This is a genomic window from Bacillus sp. 11C (genome assembly GCF_055486375.1).
In genome coordinates this window covers 50391-68207 of sequence record NZ_JBUPVZ010000005.1, presented here as the reverse complement: position 1 = coordinate 68207, position 17817 = coordinate 50391, and the positions used below count along the sequence as shown (strand labels likewise).

The following is a 17817-nucleotide window of genomic DNA, read 5'->3' as shown; positions in this document are numbered from 1 at the left end:
AAGGGAGTTGTATAGGATGGACACGAAACACACATTGCTTGAAGCGCTTGGAATTAAGATTGTTGAAAACACAGCGGAACGATGCGTTGCGGTCATGCCGGTGGATCATCGGACGGTGCAGCCGTTCGGCTATTTGCATGGAGGCGCTTCAGTGGCGCTGGCAGAGACCGCGGCGAGCGCAGGTGCGCAAAATCTGATTGATCACACAACACAAGCTTGTGTCGGTTTGGAGATTAACGCCAATCATTTGAAACCCGTCAAGGAAGGAACGGTAAAGGCGGTAGCCGAGCCGGTTCATACAGGCAGAACGACGATTGTCTATCAAATTCACATTTATGACGAGCAAGAAAGGCTGATCTGTATATCCAGATGCACGCTGGCTGTCATCAAGAAATAAAAAAACAGCCGGAACTCTGCCTGTCCGGCTGCTTATTTTTATAAGTAAGAATCCTCTTTTCGTTTAATCACAAAGTTTCTGATTCCGTTGTAGTCATCCTGTACACTTCTCTTATCAAGCTTGACGCCGGAGTTGTACGCGGCACGGCAGATCAAGTGTCCCCCGACAGGCGACGTAATAAAGATAAACAGAATCCCGAGCAGGATTTTAGCGGAAATGTTCCCCGTCACAAACCACAAATAGAAGAAGACACCGAGCAGAATCATATTGACGCCCAACGTTGAGCCTTTAGATGCAGCATGAGAGCGTGTAAACACATCGGGAAGGCGAAGTATCCCAAATGAAGCAACAAGGCATACAAGAGCGCCAAGCAAAATGAATACAGCCACAACGACCTTAGCGATTTCGATCATTTTCGATAATCTCTCCTTTCTCCAGGAATTTGGAAAATGCAATGGTTCCGATAAATGCTAAAATGCCCAGCAGCAAAATAATATCCAGAAATGCATTTGTTTTCAGCAAAATGGAGACAAGCGCCGTGATCGCAATCAGATTGATGCCGATTGCATCTAGAGCCACTACCCGGTCAGGCACAGTCGGCCCTTTAATGACACGAATGACATACAAAAAGGTAGACACTGCCATAATGCCGAGCGCGAGTTGCAGGATCAGCGTAAACATCAGCGGCTCACCTCCTGTATGGCTTTTTCAAATGACTCACGAATATCAAAAATGGCTTTTTCCGCATCCTCAATATCCATCGCATGAATATAAAGTATTGTCTGGTCATCGGAAATATCCATCACCAAGGTTCCGGGCGTTAATGTAATGAGCAGGGAAAGCAGGGTAATTTCCCAATCCTTCGTCAGTTCAGTCTTAAAAGCGAAAATGCCCGGTTTGATATTCATTTTTGGCGATAAAATGGATTTCAATACACTGACGTTGGCAAGGTACAGTTCCTTTAAAAAAATCAAAAAGAGTTTGATGATAGAAATCATTTTCCATAGATAAAACTGGCGAGTAAAAAAGCGCCGGAAGAAAAACAGAGAGAGCATTCCCAGAATATAGCCTGTGATAAATCCTGCGGCGCTTGGACTATTGCTCAAGAACATCCAGCAAAAAGCGAGAAACACATTTAATAAAATTTGAAATGCCATGCGATCTACTCCTTCAAAACAGCTTCAATATATTTTTCCGGATTCAGCAACGTCTCGGCCGCTTGATCAACGTAAGGTGACACCCACTCTGTACCCAACCCGAAGAGAAGAGACAGTAAGAGAAAAATAGCTGCCGGATAAAGAAGTCCTTTAGCTGTTTTATGATTTGGTTTCGGTGTTTCTTTTTCTTCGCCCCAAAACGCATGCATAAAGATCCTCAGTACAGAGTACAGTACGAGCAGACTCGAAAGCAGAATCAGCATGGAAATCGTAAATTCACCTTCTGCGAAACCGCCCTCCGCAATTTTTAATTTACCGACAAATCCGCTGAGAGGCGGGATGCCCGCGAGAGAAATCGCTGAAATGAAAAACATCCATCCAAGAAGTGGATAACGTTTGATCAGCCCGCCCATTTTGTGCAGGCTCGCTGTTCCAGTCAACGCAATCAGCGTGCCCGCCAGCATAAATAAAGCGCCTTTAATCAGCATATCGTGAATCAGATAATAAATCGCGCCTTGAATGGATGCGGGGGTATGGACTGCCACACCGAACAAAATCACGCCGACAGCTGTAATAATGTTGTAGATCACAATTTTCATGACATCCGCATAAGCGAGTGAACCGATAACACCGAAAATCACAGTCAGCGCCGCCAGCCAAATCATCAGCTGATGGGTAAAGGCTGCGTCGTGAATAAAAATTAATGTGAAAACCCTAGTAATCGCATATAAACCGACTTTTGTCAGCAAAGCGCCGAACAACGCGGAGATTGCCGCCGGAGGCGCGTAATAAGAGCCTGGAAGCCAAAAGTAGAGGGGGAAGATTCCGCCCTTCATGCCGAATACTAAAAGCAGCAGGACACCAATTACAGTGATCAGCCCGGTTTGTCCTGACTCGCTGATTTTCACACTTAGATCAGCCATGTTTAACGTTCCGGTTACAGCGTATAAATAGCCGACGCCAATGACAAACAGGGCAGACGATACGATATTAAACACAATATATTTAAGGGACTCCCGCAGCTGAATTTTTGTGCCGCCTAATACGATCAGCATATAGGAAGCGATAAGCAGAAGCTCAAAAAATACGTACATGTTAAATAAATCGCCTGTTAAAAACGCTCCGCTGACACCGGCAAGCAAAAACTGAACACCGGAGTAGTAAAAGGAACGCTCCCGTTTTTCACCGACAGAACGGAAGGAATAAAGGACAACCAATAAACCGACGACCGCTGTTGTGAGAACGAGCAGGCTGGCGAACTGGTCTGCGGCCAGCACAATGCCGTACGGCGCTTTCCAGCCGCCCAAACTGAGTGTCTGGATGCCATTTGTAAAGACAGTCTGTACGAGTATGCAACTGATCACAATCCCGATTGCCGATGCCGCAGTGCTGAAGATCCGCATGAGCATAAGATTCTTCGTCATGAAAATCAGCAGAATGGCCGACAGGAGCGGGATCAGGATTGGCAAAATAACAAAATTATTCATGTTGATCATTTCCCCTCATTTGATCCATATCGTCCGTTTTCAATTCCTGATAAGCGCGGAAGGCCATGACGAGAAGGAATGATGTAACGCCAAATGAAATGACAATGGCTGTCAAAATCAGGGCTTGCGGAAGCGGATCGACAAATGATTTGACATGCTTGCTTAAAATCGGAGCGGCGCCTTCCTTTAATCCTCCCATAGTCAAAAGCATTAAATGAACGCCATGGCTCAAAAGTGCTGTTCCGATAATAACGCGAAGCAGGCTTTTCGAAAGCAGTAAATACGTGGCAGCCATAAAGATAATACCGGCTAAAACAGACATCAAGATTTCCATTATTCTTCCTCTCCAATCGTTTGAATAATGGTCATCGTAATGCCTACGACAACAAGATAAACCCCTAAATCAAATATCGTCGCCGTGGCGAGCTCCGTTTCTCCAAATATCAGCAGATGAAAGTGCCCGAATGTATGGCTTAAAAATGGAGCCCCGAATACAAAGGAACCAACGCCGGTTAATACAGCGAGCAGAAGCCCGGCTCCTGCCACGTAAATGAAATTAACCGGCAAAATCGCACGGACGGTTTTTAAATCATATGCCAGGAGCAACAGAACGATGGAAGCGGACGTGATCAGCCCGCCGACAAAGCCTCCTCCAGGCGCGTTATGCCCTGATAAAAATAAATAGAAAGAGAAAAGCAAAATGATAAAGGATACAAGTTTTGTCACGGTTTGAAGAATTAAGTCATTTGTTTTTTGTTCATTCACCGCTTCTCCCCTCCTCTTTTACTTTTGTTTTAATCATGCTGTAGATGCCGAGAGCGGCAACGGCCAGCACCGTTATTTCAAACATTGTATCAAAGCCCCTGAAATCAACGAGGATGACGTTGACAACATTATCCCCTCCGCCGAGATCATGGCTGTGTTTTAAGAAGAAGGATGAAATGCTGTCTTTTGTCCGCTGGCTTGAAGATGCGATGCCAAGCAGGGTAACGATAATGCCGACTCCTAAAGCAATGATAAAGTTCGTCAATCGGAACGTTCTTGTTTTCCTTTTCAGCCTCAATTGCGGCAGATGGTAGAAACAAAGCAGGAACAGTGCCACAGAAATGGTTTCAATGACAAGCTGAGTCAATGCTAAGTCCGGCGCTCTGAAAATCACAAAAAACAATGCGAGCGTATACCCGACCACACCAAGAGAGATAATAGCTGTCAATCTTGAACGGGCAAAAACAGTCGCCGCTGTGGCGCTGATCATGACAAGCGTCAGAATCATTTCGTATCCGCCGATTTCAGCCATGCCTTCTGTTGTAAACGAAAATCCGCCTTTGATCATCATAGCTCCGCCCATCAGAATGATGAAACCAGCGAAGATATACAGCAAATAATCCCTTAAAAACCCGGTCATATATTGTCTAGTGACTCGGTAAGAGCCTTTTTCCATGACGGCCAGAAGCTTATCGTATAACCGGTTGAGTGTCAGTTTCGAAGGAAACAGCTTATAGAATCCTTTCCACTTATTCAATGTCACATATCCAAGGATGCCGAGAATAATGATGCCGGCTGTCATTTTCAATTCTGTTGTCGGCCCATGCCATTGTGTAATGTGCACATGGAATTTCTCGTGGCTGTCCAGAAGCGTCGGATAGATTGAGTTCATCGCCGGTTCAATCAAGCTGTACGACAATATATTCGGGAAAAAGAAGAGACTGACAACCAAAGCGGCAAGAATGACAGGTGCTACGAGCATGCCCGCAGGCGCTTCGTGAGCCTGTTTTTTAAGCTGCTCAGGCTGGTATTTTCCCCTGAACGTTTTAAACAGCAATTTCATGCTGTAGATAAATGTAAAGACGCTTCCGACCCAGGCGAGAACAGGGAATAGAATGCCCCATGTTTGCACGTTGAACAGATCGAAATGTGTCACGCGAAGCATGCTTGTGAAAAACATTTCTTTACTCAAAAATCCGTTAAACGGCGGAAGGCCGGCCATTGAAAATGTCCCGATTAAGGAAATGGTAAATGTAATCGGCATAATCGCCATCAAGCCGCCGAGCTTCCGGATATCCCGTGTGCCTGTTTCGTGATCGATAATGCCGACTGCCATAAACAAGCTTCCTTTAAAGGTAGCATGGTTGATTAAATGGAAAATGGCAGCCATGGCGGCAACTGTATAATATTCTGTATGGCCGTAATGAAGAGCCGCGGCACTGGCACCAAGCATGGAGATGATCATGCCGAGCTGGCTGACGGTTGAAAACGCCAAAATCGATTTTAAATCGGTTTGTTTCACGGCTTGGAAAGAACTCCAGACCATCGTAATGAGCCCGACGAGGGAAACGATCCAAAACCATTGAGCTGAAAAGGCGAAAATAGGACTGAACCTCGCAATGATATAAATGCCGGCTTTCACCATCGTAGCTGAATGAAGATAAGCGCTGACAGGCGTCGGAGCTTCCATTGCGTCAGGCAGCCAGATATAAAAAGGGAATTGCGCGGATTTCGTAAATGCCCCTAATAAAATGAGAATCATCGCCGGAATAAACAAGTCGTGGCCGGCAATTAATTGAACTTGATGGATCATCTCTCTAATACTGAAGGAATCCGTTATCAGATAGAGGAGAATAAATCCGCCGAGCATGCACAGCCCGCCGCTGACCGTAATCAAAAGTGATTTGGCTGCGCCGTAGCGCGACTTTTCACGCTTATACCAATAGCCGATCAGCAAAAAGGATGAAAGGCTGGTAAGCTCCCAAAACATATAGAGAACCATGACATTGTCTACAAGAACGACACCAAGCATAGCGCCCATGAACATCAATAAATAGACATAAAAGGGCCCAAGCTGTTCTTTTTCTTTTGATAAATAAAAAATGCTGTAAAGAGTGACCAAAGAGCCGATGCCTGTGATCAGCAAGGCGAATAACAATCCGAGTCCGTCTATATAAACGGTGAAATTAATGCCAAGTGAAGGAATCCACTCCAATACCGACCGCAATGTTTCTCCCGATTGTGTCATCCTGATCATTGGGAGAAAGTATATAAACAGCAAGACGGGCAGGATCAACACAAACCAGCCCGTGTGCACTCTTTTTGCGTATTTTGCCAAGATGGGAATGAAAAGAGCAAATAAAAAAGGCGATAAAATAGCAAAATGTAAGAGCTGCAAAGATAAGACCTCCTTTTTCTTGTTCTCAATTTAAAAAATGCGCTATGTATCAATATACGGTCAAACGACCTAGTCCAAATTATATCGCACTTTTCTGCAAGCCGCCATGCTTCGAACTGCAAAATAGGATTTTATGAGTTCTTCTGACCTTAAAATAAGTCTAACAAAAATAAACCGATTTGTATATTTAAAATCATTCCTGCTCAAGCTGAATGTAAGGAGCTGGTCATGTGAAGAGAAAGGTTTTGATATGTTCGGGTTTATTCTGCACAGTATTTGCGGGTGCATTCATTTTAAATCAATATGACGGGCGCAGCGGTACGGCGGCTAGTGATGAGTGGGAGCTGTATTTACTGGAGCACCACCTGTCAGCCAGAATGAGTGAGATGGAATCAAAGGATATGCCGTTTGCTCCCCGAGAGTATATTCGGATTGTGAACAGATAAAAAAAAGAGTTCCGCATAGAACGGAACTCTCAGATTGTTGACAAAGTCCCAAAACGGTTTTCGTTTTAGGACTTTGTCATCTTTTCAGCGTGATTGAAAACCCTTGAAGTCCAGAAAGGACGAGCATCGGAGCACAGCGAATGTTGGAATTCGTGAGCACCGACGCGCAGGCCTGACAACGAATGCGAGGGTTTGTCGACACGCTGACAGTTCCGCATAGAACGGGACTCTTTCTCTGTTTATGAAGTGAAAAAACGAAGCAGAACTGTCGCGCAAATGACTGTGCCTGCACCGCCGAGACGGGTGGAAATTTGGGCGAACGGCATAAGGCCCATTCTTCCTGACGCTGATAAAATCGCAACATCACCCGTTCCGCCGAGACCGCTGTGGCAGCAGGTAACGATTGCGGATTCAACCGGGTACATGTTCATCAGCTTGCCCACAAAATATCCAGAAGCAATCATTGCGACAACAACTGAAATACATATGATGACAAACGGAATAGAAATCACAGCCGCCACGTCATCTAACGGAATAAAGAGGATCCCGAGACCGACCATCAGCGGCCATGTAAAGCTGGACGAAACAAATTTATAAAGCTGGTAGGCGCCATCCTCCATTTTTTTCGGAAGAATATTCGCATACTTGACAGCCGCCGCTGAAATAATCATTAAGATCGCGCCCGGGATGAAAATAAATTTCTCTAATAACCCGCCGAAAATAAAGAATGTACACGCGAGCAGAACGCCGGCTCCCATCAGTTTAAAATCAATTTTTGCCTCGGCTTCTTTTTGATTGAAAATCTCATTTGCTTTTTTAGATTTGACAAGCCGTCCGTTTCCATTTAGATCTGGACGTTTTTCGCCGAGCTTTTTCATTAAAGCTGCGCAGATGATCGCAAAAACGTTTCCGATAATAGCGGCGGGAACCAGCTGAGACACATACACATCAGCGGATGAACCGAGTATTTGTGAATAGGCGATCGAGAGCGGCAAAATGCCTTCACCTATTCCCCCGGCAATAATCGGAACAACGACAAAGAAAAAGGAATCATAGGCGCTGTAGCCAAAGATAAATCCGACAAGAATACCGGCTGTAACCGCCGCGATCGTTCCCGCAACCAGTGGAACGAACATTCTGATAAAACCTTGTATTAAAACAGTTCTGTTCATTCCAAGAATGCTTCCTACAACAAGACAAGCGATATAGAAATAAAGGAAGTTAGACGTTTTCATCAAATTGGTTACAGCGTCTAAAGATGTTGGATTCAGCACATTGTAAAAGACTAAAAATGAAGGGACAAACAAAGATAAAATGGCAGGGCCGCCAATATCCTTCAATATCGGAATGCGCTGGCCGATGTCTCCAAGAAACACACCCAGAATCATGATGATGGCAAACCCGCCAAGCATATTTGCGGGCAGCTCATTGTAATACGCTGAAAGAATAATAATAACAGCTAATACTGTGTATAATGGCAAAGGAATCACACCGATTTCCCAAGTCCATATTTTTTGAAACAGGTTTTTCTCCTGTAGGTCTTTTTGCTCAGGTGAATTTACCCCTGATTTTGGAATTGCTCCCATGTCATACACCCCCATGTATTGTTTGTTACAGTCTACAAGAAAGCGTTAACACTTCATATTTTTTTAAGTTAAAAAACTGATAAACAATTAAATTAATGAGGACGTTTGGATCAGAAAAAATCCCTGAGAAGCCTCTTCCCAGGGAGCATGTTTTATCGTTTTCCTTTTATGCGAGGCACGCCCGGCATTAGCCAAGCGAGAATTGTTAAGAGATCAGAGTCATAGATATGTCTTTAGAGTGAGCCGTTGCTTTTATAACTGTTTAGTTAACGGCGCTCCAGAGTGAACAGTGCGTTTTCTTATAGATATTGCTTAATTCCGTTAAAGTTTCCTGTGTTGACGTTGTACTGAAACACAGGTCTTCCGATTGTTCCGTACGCCATTTCTACATTCAGAACCTGTATATCTTCAAGAAATTTCAAGTATTTTCGTATGGATACTTGAGAGATTTCTGTATGCTTTGCTAAGTCTTCTGTCGTAAAAGATTCATTTTCAAATGATTGGATACTGGACCAAATCAGATTCAGCGTGCTTTTTGTCAGGCCTTTAGGAAGCTGTACTTTTTCTGTTGCTTCTTTCTTTTGAAAAAGCTCGGCGTCCAGTTCTTTTTGGCTCATGTTGCGATGGGTTGAATAAACCTTTTGTTTCCGCCTGTAATCAGACAGGGCTGTTTGGAAACGTTCAAATTCAAACGGTTTGATTAAATAATCGACAGCGCCGTAACGAAGTGTTTTCTTGATCACGTCAAGCTCGCTGGCCGCCGAGATCACAATCACGTCAACTGCTTCATTTTGTGCTCTCAGTTCCGTTAGCAGTTCCAGCCCGTTTTTACCCGGCATATAAATATCGAGCAAAATGAGGTCGATGTGATGCTCTCCTAAAATATGCAGAGCGCTTTGAAAGGAAGAGGCGATGCCTTTCAGCTGAAAGCCTTCTATTTGGCTTAAGTATCGTTTATTTAATTCACCCACCATGGGGTCATCTTCAACTATTAGTACATTAATCATGATTTTCCTCCTTCGGTTCGTACGGGACGCGAAGACTGAATGTCGTTCCTTCATTCTTTTCGCTTGTGAGAATCATTTGGCCCTTTAAATTTTCGATGCTTTGCTGTGTGAAAGAAAGGCCGAATCCCCGGTTCTTGCCCTTTGTTGAATAGCCTTGTTCAAACACTTTGGCTTGATCTTCTTCAGACATGCCTGCTCCTGTATCGGTAATTTCAATGTCCAGTATGCTGTTATGAAAACGCATGGACATGGTGATTTGTTTTTTCGGCATATTGGCAACGGCGTCCAGCCCGTTGTTGATGAGATTTCCGATGATTGTAATGAGTTCATGAATGACTGAAGGGTCTGCCGCGTTCGGGATGACTCCGCTGCATTCAATATCAAGATTTGCGCCCTGCTCCCGTATGAAGCTCTGTTTTCCGAGCAGAAAACCGGCCAGCACGGAGCTTTTGATATCATTTATAATTTCGCTTGTTTCTGACTTTTGCTGAATGGCAATATCTTTAATATAATCTTCAAGATCGTCGTACTCTTTCAGCTGGACGAGACCTAATATGACATGCAGTTTGTTCATAAATTCATGAGACTGCGCTCTTAGTGCGTTTGCATACATTTTAACACCGGAAAGCTGTTCAGCTAAGTGTTTTACCTCGGTTTTGTCCCGGAATGTCGCAATCGCTCCGACGGTTTGTCCTTTCAGCTGGATGGGAACTTCATTAAACACAAGCTCCAGTCCGTTAATGCGGATGTCTCTGTCTTGAAGAGGTTTTTTTGTCTCAATGACCTTTTTCAGGCGGCTTTTCGGCAGAATGTCATTGACATCCTGATCGAAAGGATTTGTGTTGATGCCCATTTTCACGAATAGGCGCTTTGCTTCCGCATTGGCAAGTTTAATTTTGCCGTGTTCATCGACAGCGAGTATTCCTTCCTTCGTCGATTCCAGCATCGCACTCCGTTCTTCGAGAAGAGTCGCAATTTCATAAGGTTCAAGACCGTACATGATATTTTTCACCGTACGGGCAACGATAACAGCTCCGATCACACCGACGAAAATGCTGACGCAGATAATAAAGTAGAGCGGACGTAAGCTGTGGCTGATCACTTCATCAATTTCATTTACGGTGATGCCGACCGCGACTGCACCGACTTGTTTTCCATTCCCCGAGTAGACAGGGACGAATGCCCTCTGTGATTTCCCGAGCGTGCCAGAGGCCGTGCTGATATGAACATGTCCTTTTAATGCTTCGGATTCATCCCCGCCCATGAATTTTTTTCCGATTTTGCTCGTGTCAGGATGGGTTTTGCGAATGCCGTTCATATCCATGACGACAACAAATTCCGTGCCGGTGATGTTCTGAACCCGTTTTGTGTAGCTTTGCAGTTCCTTCTGGTTTTCTCCGCTCTCCAAAGATACGGCTGTAATCGGCGCTTCGGCCACCATTTCAGCAGTCTGCAGCGCTGTGGTTTTTTCTTCATCTCTAATCCGTTGGGTGGTTTGGGCACCAACTGTGAAAAATGTAATGAGCAGTGCGATTAACACAACGATACAAACAAATATGGTGAGTCTGGTTTGCAATTTTAATGTTTTTTTCATATAAAACTTCCTTACGTTTTATGATTCCTGCGTACTACTTTACCCTCAAAATGCTGCTTTGTGAAGATTTGGGATCTTAATTCGTAAAAAGGAGAAAAAATGGAATAATTTATCTTGTCAATGCGTTTTAAGTCCTCCATAATAAATGAGGTAGATTATAGAAAGGGACTTTTTTATATGAAAAATACTTATTTGACAGGATACTTTCCGCTGATTGCGATCCTGCTTTTTAGTTCGTCTTTATCGATTTCCACTTCACTTTACACGTTGAAGCTGCTGTCTTCTTTCGGAATGTATGATGGAATGCTCGACTATTTTTCAGAGAAAGGGATCAGGCTTGCGTTATTTGCTGCCTTTGCACTTTTATATTTTATGGTTCTGTCCGCTCTGAAATTAATTGCGAATACCGTGACCGAACTGTCATTGCTGTTTTTTGCTAATGATCCGGAAGGGAACAACCTGAAAACAATCAGAATGGGTTCCATGGTTTATTTAGGCGGCGGGATTTTATCCTTTGTGCTCTTGCAAAATGTCATCTGGATTGTCATCTGGTTTGTGGTCGTTACGCTTGTTTACTTTGTTTTTATCGTATACCGGATTTATCCAACGCTTTCTCTCATGTCATTAGTCGGATTCATTCTATTGGAACTGCTGTTTTGGTTTACCTTTGTTATCGGTATTCTGTTCATATTTATCAAGCTTTATAATAGCATAATGGCTAGCTTACCTGTGTAAGCTAGCCATTTTTTCGTTTATGGTAAAAATCTTTTTTTAATAGAAGGGGAGGGGAGCATACATTCATTTTTTTTGCCAAACCACTTATAGCGGTTTTTGGCAATGAAAGAATAGATCATATCTCTGACAGGCTTCGGCACTGCGAAAAACAGGACGAAGAGCCGCCATGGGCCCCGCAGATGTCTGAGAACCTTGATGGCTGCAGTTGATTTTGTGTACACTTGGCCGTCTTCAATAAAGACAAAGCTGTCAAACTGATCAGTCGGGAGCCCGCTTTTTTTCAGCAGGCTCTGTCCTGTTTCCGACTGCAGCGATGTAAAAGAAATCAATCCGTCTGGATCACGTTTAATGATAAATTGCACGGCGCCATTGCATAAATTGCACACGCCGTCAAACAGCAAAACGCGATTTGGAATTTGTTCTAATGTCACGCCAGATCCCCTCCGATCCTTTAATAAGCCGCTTGCAGCGTTCCTTTCCAGATGGAAAGCTGAGGACTGATGCTGTGAAGATATTCAACGCTGCTCGGTGTATCCTTTCCGACCCAGACACCCATTGTGTACGTATCTGTCAGGCCGACGAACCACATATCGTGATAATCATTTGATGTTCCCGTTTTACCGCCAATGTAAGGCGCTTTAAAATATGCTTTTTTCCCTGTCCCGCTTTTCACAACAGAATTCATCAGTTTCTTCAGCTGCATATTCGTGCGAACGCTGAATATTTGAGTCGGTTTCTCATTCCATTTATAAAGCGTTTTTCCTTTTAAGTCTGTCACCTTTGTAATCGCATGGCTCGGCGTATAGCTTCCGCTGTTGCCGAATGTCGTATACGCCCTTGTCATCTCAAGAGGCGTCATGCCGTTTGTAAACCCGCCAAGCGCCGCCGGAAGAAGGTAGTCGCTGTCGACAAGTTTGGCGAAATGATACGGCTCGACATAACTGAATGCTTTTTGGATGCCCACACGATCCAGCATTCTGATGGCCGGTGTATTATATGAATTTTTAAACGCAGTATCGATTGTTACTGTGCCGTACGTGCGGTTATTGTAGTTTTGCGGACAATAATCTCTGCTGCAAAACTTGCTGGCATCGATGGTGCTGCTTGCTGTCGCGCCGGTCTGTTCAATATAAGGCCCGTAATCAAGCAGCGGCTTAATGGATGAACCCGGCTGTCTGTATGCCTGGTAGGCGCGGTTAAAATCATATTTTTGATAGTTTTTCCCGCCGGATAGAGCGATGATTTGATGCGTCTGGTGATTAATCACAGCCGCTCCGCCCTGGACGTCCGCATACGGGAGTTTGGAATTCATTTGTGCCACCACTTGATTTTGCATGTATGGATCAAGTGCGGTATAAATTTTTACGCCGTCTTTCATCAGTGTACTGACTTTTGCGGAGAGCTCGTTTTCTATCTTTTCTTTTTGTTTCCCTGACGCTTTTTGAAGCCGTTTATCAAAGCCTTCTGATTCAGACACTAGCTGGGTGAATTCATCACTGACGTAGGAAACGTAGTCCGGATATTTGTCTTCTCTCTTTTCAACATCCAGTTTGATTTTTTGTTTGACGGCTTTTTTCAGCTCTTTATCCGTAATGACCCCGGCATCTTTTAACCCTTTAAGCAAACGTTCTTGACGGCTTTTCGTGTAGTCAAAATGCTTGAGAGGATCATATAATGTAGGGTTATTAGGTATAGAGCAGATAAAAGCCATTTCACCTACTGTGAGAGATTTCAGCGGTTTGCTGAAATAGAATTCAGCCGCTGAACCGACGCCGTAAACCCCATTGTTGAAATAAATGGTATTTAAGTAAGCTTCAAGTATTTCATTTTTCGTATACTTTTTCTCTAGCTGATAGGAATACGCGAGCTCAGTCAGCTTACGGCTGAAGGAGCGTTCGTGGCTCAAATACAAGTTTCTTGAAAGCTGCTGCGTGATGGTGCTGGCGCCTTGGTCAATTTTCTTGTCTTTTACATTAGAAGCGGTTGCCCGCACCATCCCCATAAAGTCAAAGCCTTTATGCTCGTAAAAATGCCGGTCCTCAGACGTTAAGAAAATCTGTTTGACTTCCTCGGGAATCTTGTCAAATGGAACGAGCACGCGGTTTTCATGATCGCTGACAATTTCCGAGACAAGGGAGCCGTCCCTGTCATACATGTAGCTGTTCTGAACGAGGCTGATATCTTTCAGATTAATATTTTTATCAAGCACCTGATCCAGGGACTTCATTTGTTTTACTTCTTTTCCGGAAGCGATAACTGTAAATGCAAACAATGGGATTATGCAAAGGAGCAAAATCCATCCGACTATTTTTCGTAACATGGTCACTCTCTTTTCTCCTAAATTCTAGCCATATCGTACCATTCTTTTGAGTTTACGAGAAGGTTAAATTTAGAAGATCCCTCAGTTTTTTCTGAGAATCAGCTTGCTTTGGCATAAGAATCCCTCCGGAACTTCTGCATCATCCAAAGCATGCACGCGCCGGCGAAAAAGAGAAACGCTGTGACATAAAAGACGGCCGAAATTGTAAAATGGCTCGATATGATTCCGCCGATAAGAGGCCCGAGCACGTTTCCTAAAAAGCGAAAGCTGACATTGTAGCCGAGGATTTCCCCTTGAATGCTGCCGGGAGCCTGAACGCGGATCGCTGCCGTAATGCATGGCAGCAAGCCGCCCATCGCCATTCCAAATAAAAATCTGAACACAAGGAGCACGCTGAGTGAGGACGCGAGCGCCTGCGGAATAAAAAAGAAAGAGGCAGCGAGTAAAAGTCCGATTAAAATGCGGCGGTGGCCGTAGCGGTCGCCCAGATCGCCCCATTTTCTAGCCAGCAGCAAACTTCCGAGTCCCGTTGCTGAAAATGCCATGCCGGAGAAAAAGGCCAGATTAACAGGTCCGTGCAGCTCATTTACATATAGAGCGAGCAACGGCTGGATACTGAAATTGCCTGTTTGAATCAGCATGGTTAACAGCATCATGACCCAAAGCGCCGGCTGGTGAAAAATATAGGAGAACACTTCTTTTCTCGTGTAAGTCTTACGTTTGGCTGTCTTCTCTGCAAGAGGCTGTTCTTTGACACCAAATAACACGAGAAGAACAGATGAAAAAATCACAAAGGATGTGATAAAAAAGGTATACGTAAAGCCGAAACGATCAGCAAGCATGCCTCCCAAAAGCGGGCCGAACAAGCTTCCGGACACTTGCCCCATTTGCAGCGTGCCGAGTGTTTTGCCGGCTGAGTTCTTCGGAGTCTGTGCCGAAATCATCGCAAGAGAGGTCGGAATGAATCCGGTTACAAGCCCCATCGCCATACGCAGAAAAAACAATTGGTACACCGATGTAACAAAGCCCATGAATAAAATGCTGAGGGCAATGCCTGTTCCGGTTGCCATAAGGATTTTCTTGTATCCGTGCTTGTCTCCGAACCGCCCCCAAAACGGCGATACCAAAAACGCCATGAGAAATGTAATGCCGAACACATAGCCGCTCCATCTTTGCACAAAGCCGTTTGAAAAAGTGCTGAGCGTCTCAATGTATAAGGAGAGAAAAGGAACGATCATCGTTGTGCTGGCTGAGACAAAAGAGTTCGCCAGCCACACAATGACGAAGTTCTTCTTACGGTTAGAAATAACATCACCTTCTTATTATTTCGGGTTCCTTACCAATTATAAAGAAACGATTCACGATTTAAAAGAAACAAAGCGGCTGGGAAAATTCATTATTTTTAGAAAATGAAGAAAGGTCGAGAAGGTGAATTGATATACTATAAAGATAGTATTTTCTGATCGGAGGAAAGGCAGGTGTAAAAAGGTGACGACAAACAGCTTACTCATTATTGATTTCGAATTTACGATGCCTGAAGGGAAGTACAGTCCGCAAAACTTTTTCCCGGAAATCATTGAAGCCGGAATTGTAAAGTCGGTTGATGATGAAGTAGTTGAGACGTTTTCTAGCTATGTCAGACCGAAAAAATTCCCGAAGCTGACGAAACGCTGCAAATCATTTTTAAATATAAGCCAAAAGCAGGTAGATGAGGGGATGAGGTTCGAGGATTTCATCCGTAAACTAAACGAGCTGGACCCTGAGAAAAATAGCACAATTATTACGTGGGGGAACATGGACATGAAGGTACTGAAGCAAAACTGTATGTTTAACCATATTCCATTCCCTTTTAAGGGGGAAATGAGAGATTTATCGCTCGAATACAAAAACTTTTTTGGAGACCGGACACTGACGGGTTTGTGGAAAGCTGCCGAGGAGTATGGAGATGCCGGAACGGGCACCCATCATAAAGCGCTTGATGATGCCCTCACAGCACATAAGCTTTTTAAGCTTGTTGAACAGGATAAGCAGTATCTCGAAAAGCCAAAACCGCCGACAATCGGCGAAAGAATCGATTTATCCGAACTGTTCAAGCGCGCAACGTAAAAAAACCCAATCTTTTGTCAGACTGGGTTACGGCCGGTTAAAATACTCTTTTTCTAAAATATCCAGATTATTCAGGGAGCGCTTTGCCCACTCTGAACCATCCTCATTTAATTTGGCTCTCAGCTGTGCTGCCGCCTCCCGCAGAGACTCGTTATAATCCGGCACTTCACCGTCATAAGGCTTCACCATATGATGGGGGATGTTGGTCTGTTCACCGTATGCGAGCGCTTTTCTCTCATGAAAAAACGGCACATCCGCCTGTTTTGGATGATGAAGGTCTCCTTGAGCGGGATGGGTGAGAACCGCTTTGATTTTCACTAAATAATGTTGCGGCCTGCAAGCGGTGATTTCTCCTATGTATACACCTGTTTTATAAAATCCTTTAACGATAGAGCCTGTCTCAAACGTGCTCATTTCTCATCACCTCGCCTTTATTCTATTAAAGTTCCACTCGATTTGCTAGTGAGGAAGGTTGGCGGGAAGTTTAATTGTTACGGTGGTGCCTCTTTGGAAACTGCTGTTAAACGAAATGGTCCCGTGATGATGTTCAATAATTGAAAAGGTTACGGAGAGCCCGAGCCCCGTTCCATTTGTTTTTAATGAATAATAAGGTTCGCCGAGTTTTTGCATCTGATGGTCTGTCATGCCGACCCCGTTATCTGAGATGTTTACCATAATCGTATGGCCGCTTCTTTTGGCTGATACGTAAATCATTCCCTTCCCATGGGGAACCGCTTCAATGCTGTTTTTCATCAGGTTGATGACTGCCTGCTTCAGCTTTGTTGCGTCTCCGTATATAAAAAGGCCCGGCTCTGCTTCAGCCTCGACAGTTACAGACTTATAATTGGCATACGATACCATAAGGGAGCTTGTCTCTTTGATAAGCGCTGATAAATCAAAAACTTCTTTTTCGTACAATTGCTGTTTGGCCATATCGAGGTAGTTTGTAATAATGCCTTGCGCCCGGTCAAGTTCTGACAGTACAAGCTTTTTGTAATCCGCACTCGATTGGTTTTGAAGGGTTTCGTCATTAAAAAGCAGCTGGACAAACCCGCGGACAACAGTCAGCGGATTTCTGACTTCATGAGCGACGCTCGCTGCCAGTTCACTCACAATCGTCATTTTTTCTGAATGGATCAGCTGTGAACGCAGGGCGATATTTTCGGCGATGCTTTCGATAATATAGATGCTTAAAAGAAGAACGCTGGAGCGGAACAGCCCTGAGACAGCCGCCTCATAAAGTAAAATTCCTGAATTTTGAAAATTTAAAATATTTAAGGCGGAAAAAATCAAGCTGGAGGCGAAAACCAAGAAGATCTCCGAGCAGCCGATCAATAAAGTCAGCATCAGCTTTCTCGTTTTGGACATGAATGGCCATTTTTTCTGAAATAAAATTGGGATGAGAATAAGAAAAGGCAGCAAAGTGAAAACAAACATTGCGGAAGGTTCATAAAACAGCAGTTCAAAACATAAGACAGATACGGCGACTGTAAGTCCGGAAGCAGTACTAATGTAAAATAAACAAATGATGATAGGAATCATCTGAAGGCCGTACTGTATGTAGTCCATTTCCCGAATAGGGAATATAATGCATAAAATGGAGGCGCCGCACGCGAATAACGTGACCAATACGCTGTTTATTTTTGGTACAAGGATCGCCGGCTTTCCGAGCCAAAACACTTGGTAAAGAAGAATAGGAAACAAAATAAAGCAGATATGCAGGAGGTAGTCTTTTAGAATTTCCATTCGTTGTGAAATCCTTTCGTATAAAATATGAATCTATTATAACACTAAATATTAGAAGGGAAATATAAAATTC

At 44.0% G+C, this 17817-nt stretch carries 20 protein-coding genes; 5 read left to right on the top strand and 15 right to left on the bottom strand.

The window, feature by feature from the left end:
- Positions 1-16: 16 nt before the first annotated feature.
- On the top strand, positions 17-397 hold the full coding sequence (locus ACY3LV_RS09070; protein ID WP_253268529.1) for a hotdog fold thioesterase: 381 nt from the start codon (positions 17-19) through the stop codon (positions 395-397).
- 38 nt (positions 398-435) lie between these two features.
- Here the strand turns inward: ACY3LV_RS09070 and mnhG are convergent, their stop codons facing one another.
- Genes mnhG through ACY3LV_RS09035 form a run of 7 tightly spaced genes read right to left on the bottom strand, consistent with a single transcriptional unit; the run spans position 436 to position 6204 of the window.
- On the bottom strand, positions 436-810 hold the full coding sequence (gene mnhG, locus ACY3LV_RS09065) for a monovalent cation/H(+) antiporter subunit G (RefSeq protein WP_087993405.1): 375 nt from the start codon (positions 808-810) through the stop codon (positions 436-438).
- A complete protein-coding gene (locus ACY3LV_RS09060; RefSeq protein WP_289347984.1) occupies positions 794-1078 on the bottom strand; it encodes a Na(+)/H(+) antiporter subunit F1 in 285 nt (94 codons plus the stop codon). The genes mnhG and ACY3LV_RS09060 overlap by 17 nt, the downstream gene beginning before the upstream one ends.
- Positions 1078-1554, bottom strand: a complete 477-nt coding sequence (locus ACY3LV_RS09055; protein ID WP_333560774.1) for a Na+/H+ antiporter subunit E — start codon at positions 1552-1554, stop codon at positions 1078-1080. Before ACY3LV_RS09055 ends, ACY3LV_RS09060 begins: the two co-directional genes overlap by 1 nt.
- A gap of 5 nt (positions 1555-1559) precedes the next feature.
- On the bottom strand, positions 1560-3041 hold the full coding sequence (locus ACY3LV_RS09050) for a Na+/H+ antiporter subunit D (RefSeq protein WP_333560773.1): 1482 nt from the start codon (positions 3039-3041) through the stop codon (positions 1560-1562).
- A complete protein-coding gene (locus tag ACY3LV_RS09045) occupies positions 3034-3375 on the bottom strand; it encodes a Na(+)/H(+) antiporter subunit C (protein ID WP_010329900.1) in 342 nt (113 codons plus the stop codon). Before ACY3LV_RS09045 ends, ACY3LV_RS09050 begins: the two co-directional genes overlap by 8 nt.
- Positions 3375-3806, bottom strand: a complete 432-nt coding sequence (locus ACY3LV_RS09040; protein WP_148963957.1) for a Na(+)/H(+) antiporter subunit B — start codon at positions 3804-3806, stop codon at positions 3375-3377. Before ACY3LV_RS09040 ends, ACY3LV_RS09045 begins: the two co-directional genes overlap by 1 nt.
- Positions 3799-6204, bottom strand: coding sequence for a Na+/H+ antiporter subunit A (locus tag ACY3LV_RS09035; RefSeq protein WP_087993400.1), 2406 nt, complete (start codon positions 6202-6204; stop codon positions 3799-3801). The genes ACY3LV_RS09040 and ACY3LV_RS09035 overlap by 8 nt, the downstream gene beginning before the upstream one ends.
- Before the next feature lie 230 nt (positions 6205-6434).
- Between ACY3LV_RS09035 and ACY3LV_RS09030 the strand changes: the two genes are divergently transcribed.
- The gene (locus tag ACY3LV_RS09030; protein WP_148963955.1) at positions 6435-6650 is read left to right on the top strand and encodes a hypothetical protein; all 216 of its coding nucleotides are present in this window, start codon (positions 6435-6437) and stop codon (positions 6648-6650) included.
- 239 nt (positions 6651-6889) lie between these two features.
- Here the strand turns inward: ACY3LV_RS09030 and maeN are convergent, their stop codons facing one another.
- From maeN to maeL, 3 genes are all read right to left on the bottom strand, one after another.
- On the bottom strand, positions 6890-8236 hold the full coding sequence (maeN, locus tag ACY3LV_RS09025) for a sodium/malate symporter MaeN (protein ID WP_464863660.1): 1347 nt from the start codon (positions 8234-8236) through the stop codon (positions 6890-6892).
- Between the two features lie 299 nt (positions 8237-8535).
- The gene (gene maeM / locus ACY3LV_RS09020; RefSeq protein WP_087993397.1) at positions 8536-9243 is read right to left on the bottom strand and encodes a two-component system response regulator MaeM; all 708 of its coding nucleotides are present in this window, start codon (positions 9241-9243) and stop codon (positions 8536-8538) included.
- Entirely contained in the window at positions 9236-10837 is a 1602-nt protein-coding gene (gene maeL / locus ACY3LV_RS09015) for a two-component system sensor histidine kinase MaeL (protein WP_148963953.1), read from the bottom strand. The genes maeM and maeL overlap by 8 nt, the downstream gene beginning before the upstream one ends.
- 177 nt (positions 10838-11014) lie before the next feature.
- On the opposite strand from maeL, the gene ACY3LV_RS09010 reads away from it, so the two are divergent.
- Positions 11015-11572, top strand: a complete 558-nt coding sequence (locus tag ACY3LV_RS09010; protein ID WP_464863659.1) for a YufK family protein — start codon at positions 11015-11017, stop codon at positions 11570-11572.
- Positions 11573-11589: 17 nt separating this feature from the next.
- Here the strand turns inward: ACY3LV_RS09010 and ACY3LV_RS09005 are convergent, their stop codons facing one another.
- From ACY3LV_RS09005 to ACY3LV_RS08995, 3 genes are all read right to left on the bottom strand, one after another.
- Positions 11590-12003, bottom strand: coding sequence for a thiol-disulfide oxidoreductase DCC family protein (locus ACY3LV_RS09005; RefSeq protein ID WP_333560769.1), 414 nt, complete (start codon positions 12001-12003; stop codon positions 11590-11592).
- Between the two features lie 20 nt (positions 12004-12023).
- A complete protein-coding gene (locus ACY3LV_RS09000) occupies positions 12024-13898 on the bottom strand; it encodes a transglycosylase domain-containing protein (RefSeq protein WP_333560768.1) in 1875 nt (624 codons plus the stop codon).
- A gap of 92 nt (positions 13899-13990) precedes the next feature.
- Positions 13991-15199, bottom strand: coding sequence for a multidrug efflux MFS transporter (locus tag ACY3LV_RS08995; protein ID WP_464863725.1), 1209 nt, complete (start codon positions 15197-15199; stop codon positions 13991-13993).
- Between ACY3LV_RS08995 and ACY3LV_RS08990 the strand changes: the two genes are divergently transcribed.
- Both ACY3LV_RS08990 and kapD read left to right on the top strand, forming a co-directional pair.
- Positions 15102-15305 (top strand): hypothetical protein, encoded by a 204-nt coding sequence (locus ACY3LV_RS08990; RefSeq protein WP_464863658.1) that lies wholly within the window; start codon positions 15102-15104, stop codon positions 15303-15305. The genes ACY3LV_RS08995 and ACY3LV_RS08990 overlap by 98 nt on opposite strands.
- 75 nt (positions 15306-15380) lie before the next feature.
- The gene (gene kapD, locus ACY3LV_RS08985; RefSeq protein ID WP_333518542.1) at positions 15381-15998 is read left to right on the top strand and encodes a 3'-5' exonuclease KapD; all 618 of its coding nucleotides are present in this window, start codon (positions 15381-15383) and stop codon (positions 15996-15998) included.
- 27 nt (positions 15999-16025) lie between these two features.
- Here kapD and kapB read toward each other — a convergent pair whose 3' ends face one another.
- Together kapB and ACY3LV_RS08975 are read right to left on the bottom strand one after the other, a co-directional pair.
- On the bottom strand, positions 16026-16412 hold the full coding sequence (gene kapB, locus ACY3LV_RS08980) for a kinase-associated lipoprotein KapB (RefSeq protein WP_148963948.1): 387 nt from the start codon (positions 16410-16412) through the stop codon (positions 16026-16028).
- 45 nt (positions 16413-16457) lie between these two features.
- The gene (locus ACY3LV_RS08975; protein ID WP_464863657.1) at positions 16458-17744 is read right to left on the bottom strand and encodes an ATP-binding protein; all 1287 of its coding nucleotides are present in this window, start codon (positions 17742-17744) and stop codon (positions 16458-16460) included.
- Between the last annotated feature and the right edge of the window lie 73 nt (positions 17745-17817).

Excerpts from the sequence above, each read along its gene's own strand:
- ACY3LV_RS09050 (WP_333560773.1), bottom strand. The coding sequence starts at position 3,041 with ATGAATAATTTTGTTATTTTGCCAATCCTGATCCCGCTCCTGTCGGCC.
- ACY3LV_RS09055 (WP_333560774.1), bottom strand. The coding sequence starts at position 1,554 with ATGGCATTTCAAATTTTATTAAATGTGTTTCTCGCTTTTTGCTGGATG.
- ACY3LV_RS09070 (WP_253268529.1), top strand. The coding sequence starts at position 17 with ATGGACACGAAACACACATTGCTTGAAGCGCTTGGAATTAAGATTGTT.
- maeM (WP_087993397.1), bottom strand. The coding sequence starts at position 9,243 with ATGATTAATGTACTAATAGTTGAAGATGACCCCATGGTGGGTGAATTA.
- maeN (WP_464863660.1), bottom strand. The coding sequence starts at position 8,236 with ATGGGAGCAATTCCAAAATCAGGGGTAAATTCACCTGAGCAAAAAGAC.
- ACY3LV_RS09045 (WP_010329900.1), bottom strand. The coding sequence starts at position 3,375 with ATGGAAATCTTGATGTCTGTTTTAGCCGGTATTATCTTTATGGCTGCC.
- mnhG (WP_087993405.1), bottom strand. The coding sequence starts at position 810 with ATGATCGAAATCGCTAAGGTCGTTGTGGCTGTATTCATTTTGCTTGGC.
- ACY3LV_RS09010 (WP_464863659.1), top strand. The coding sequence starts at position 11,015 with ATGAAAAATACTTATTTGACAGGATACTTTCCGCTGATTGCGATCCTG.
- ACY3LV_RS08975 (WP_464863657.1), bottom strand. The coding sequence starts at position 17,744 with ATGGAAATTCTAAAAGACTACCTCCTGCATATCTGCTTTATTTTGTTT.
- ACY3LV_RS09060 (WP_289347984.1), bottom strand. The coding sequence starts at position 1,078 with ATGTTTACGCTGATCCTGCAACTCGCGCTCGGCATTATGGCAGTGTCT.
- ACY3LV_RS08990 (WP_464863658.1), top strand. The coding sequence starts at position 15,102 with ATGTATAAGGAGAGAAAAGGAACGATCATCGTTGTGCTGGCTGAGACA.
- maeL (WP_148963953.1), bottom strand. The coding sequence starts at position 10,837 with ATGAAAAAAACATTAAAATTGCAAACCAGACTCACCATATTTGTTTGT.
- kapB (WP_148963948.1), bottom strand. The coding sequence starts at position 16,412 with ATGAGCACGTTTGAGACAGGCTCTATCGTTAAAGGATTTTATAAAACA.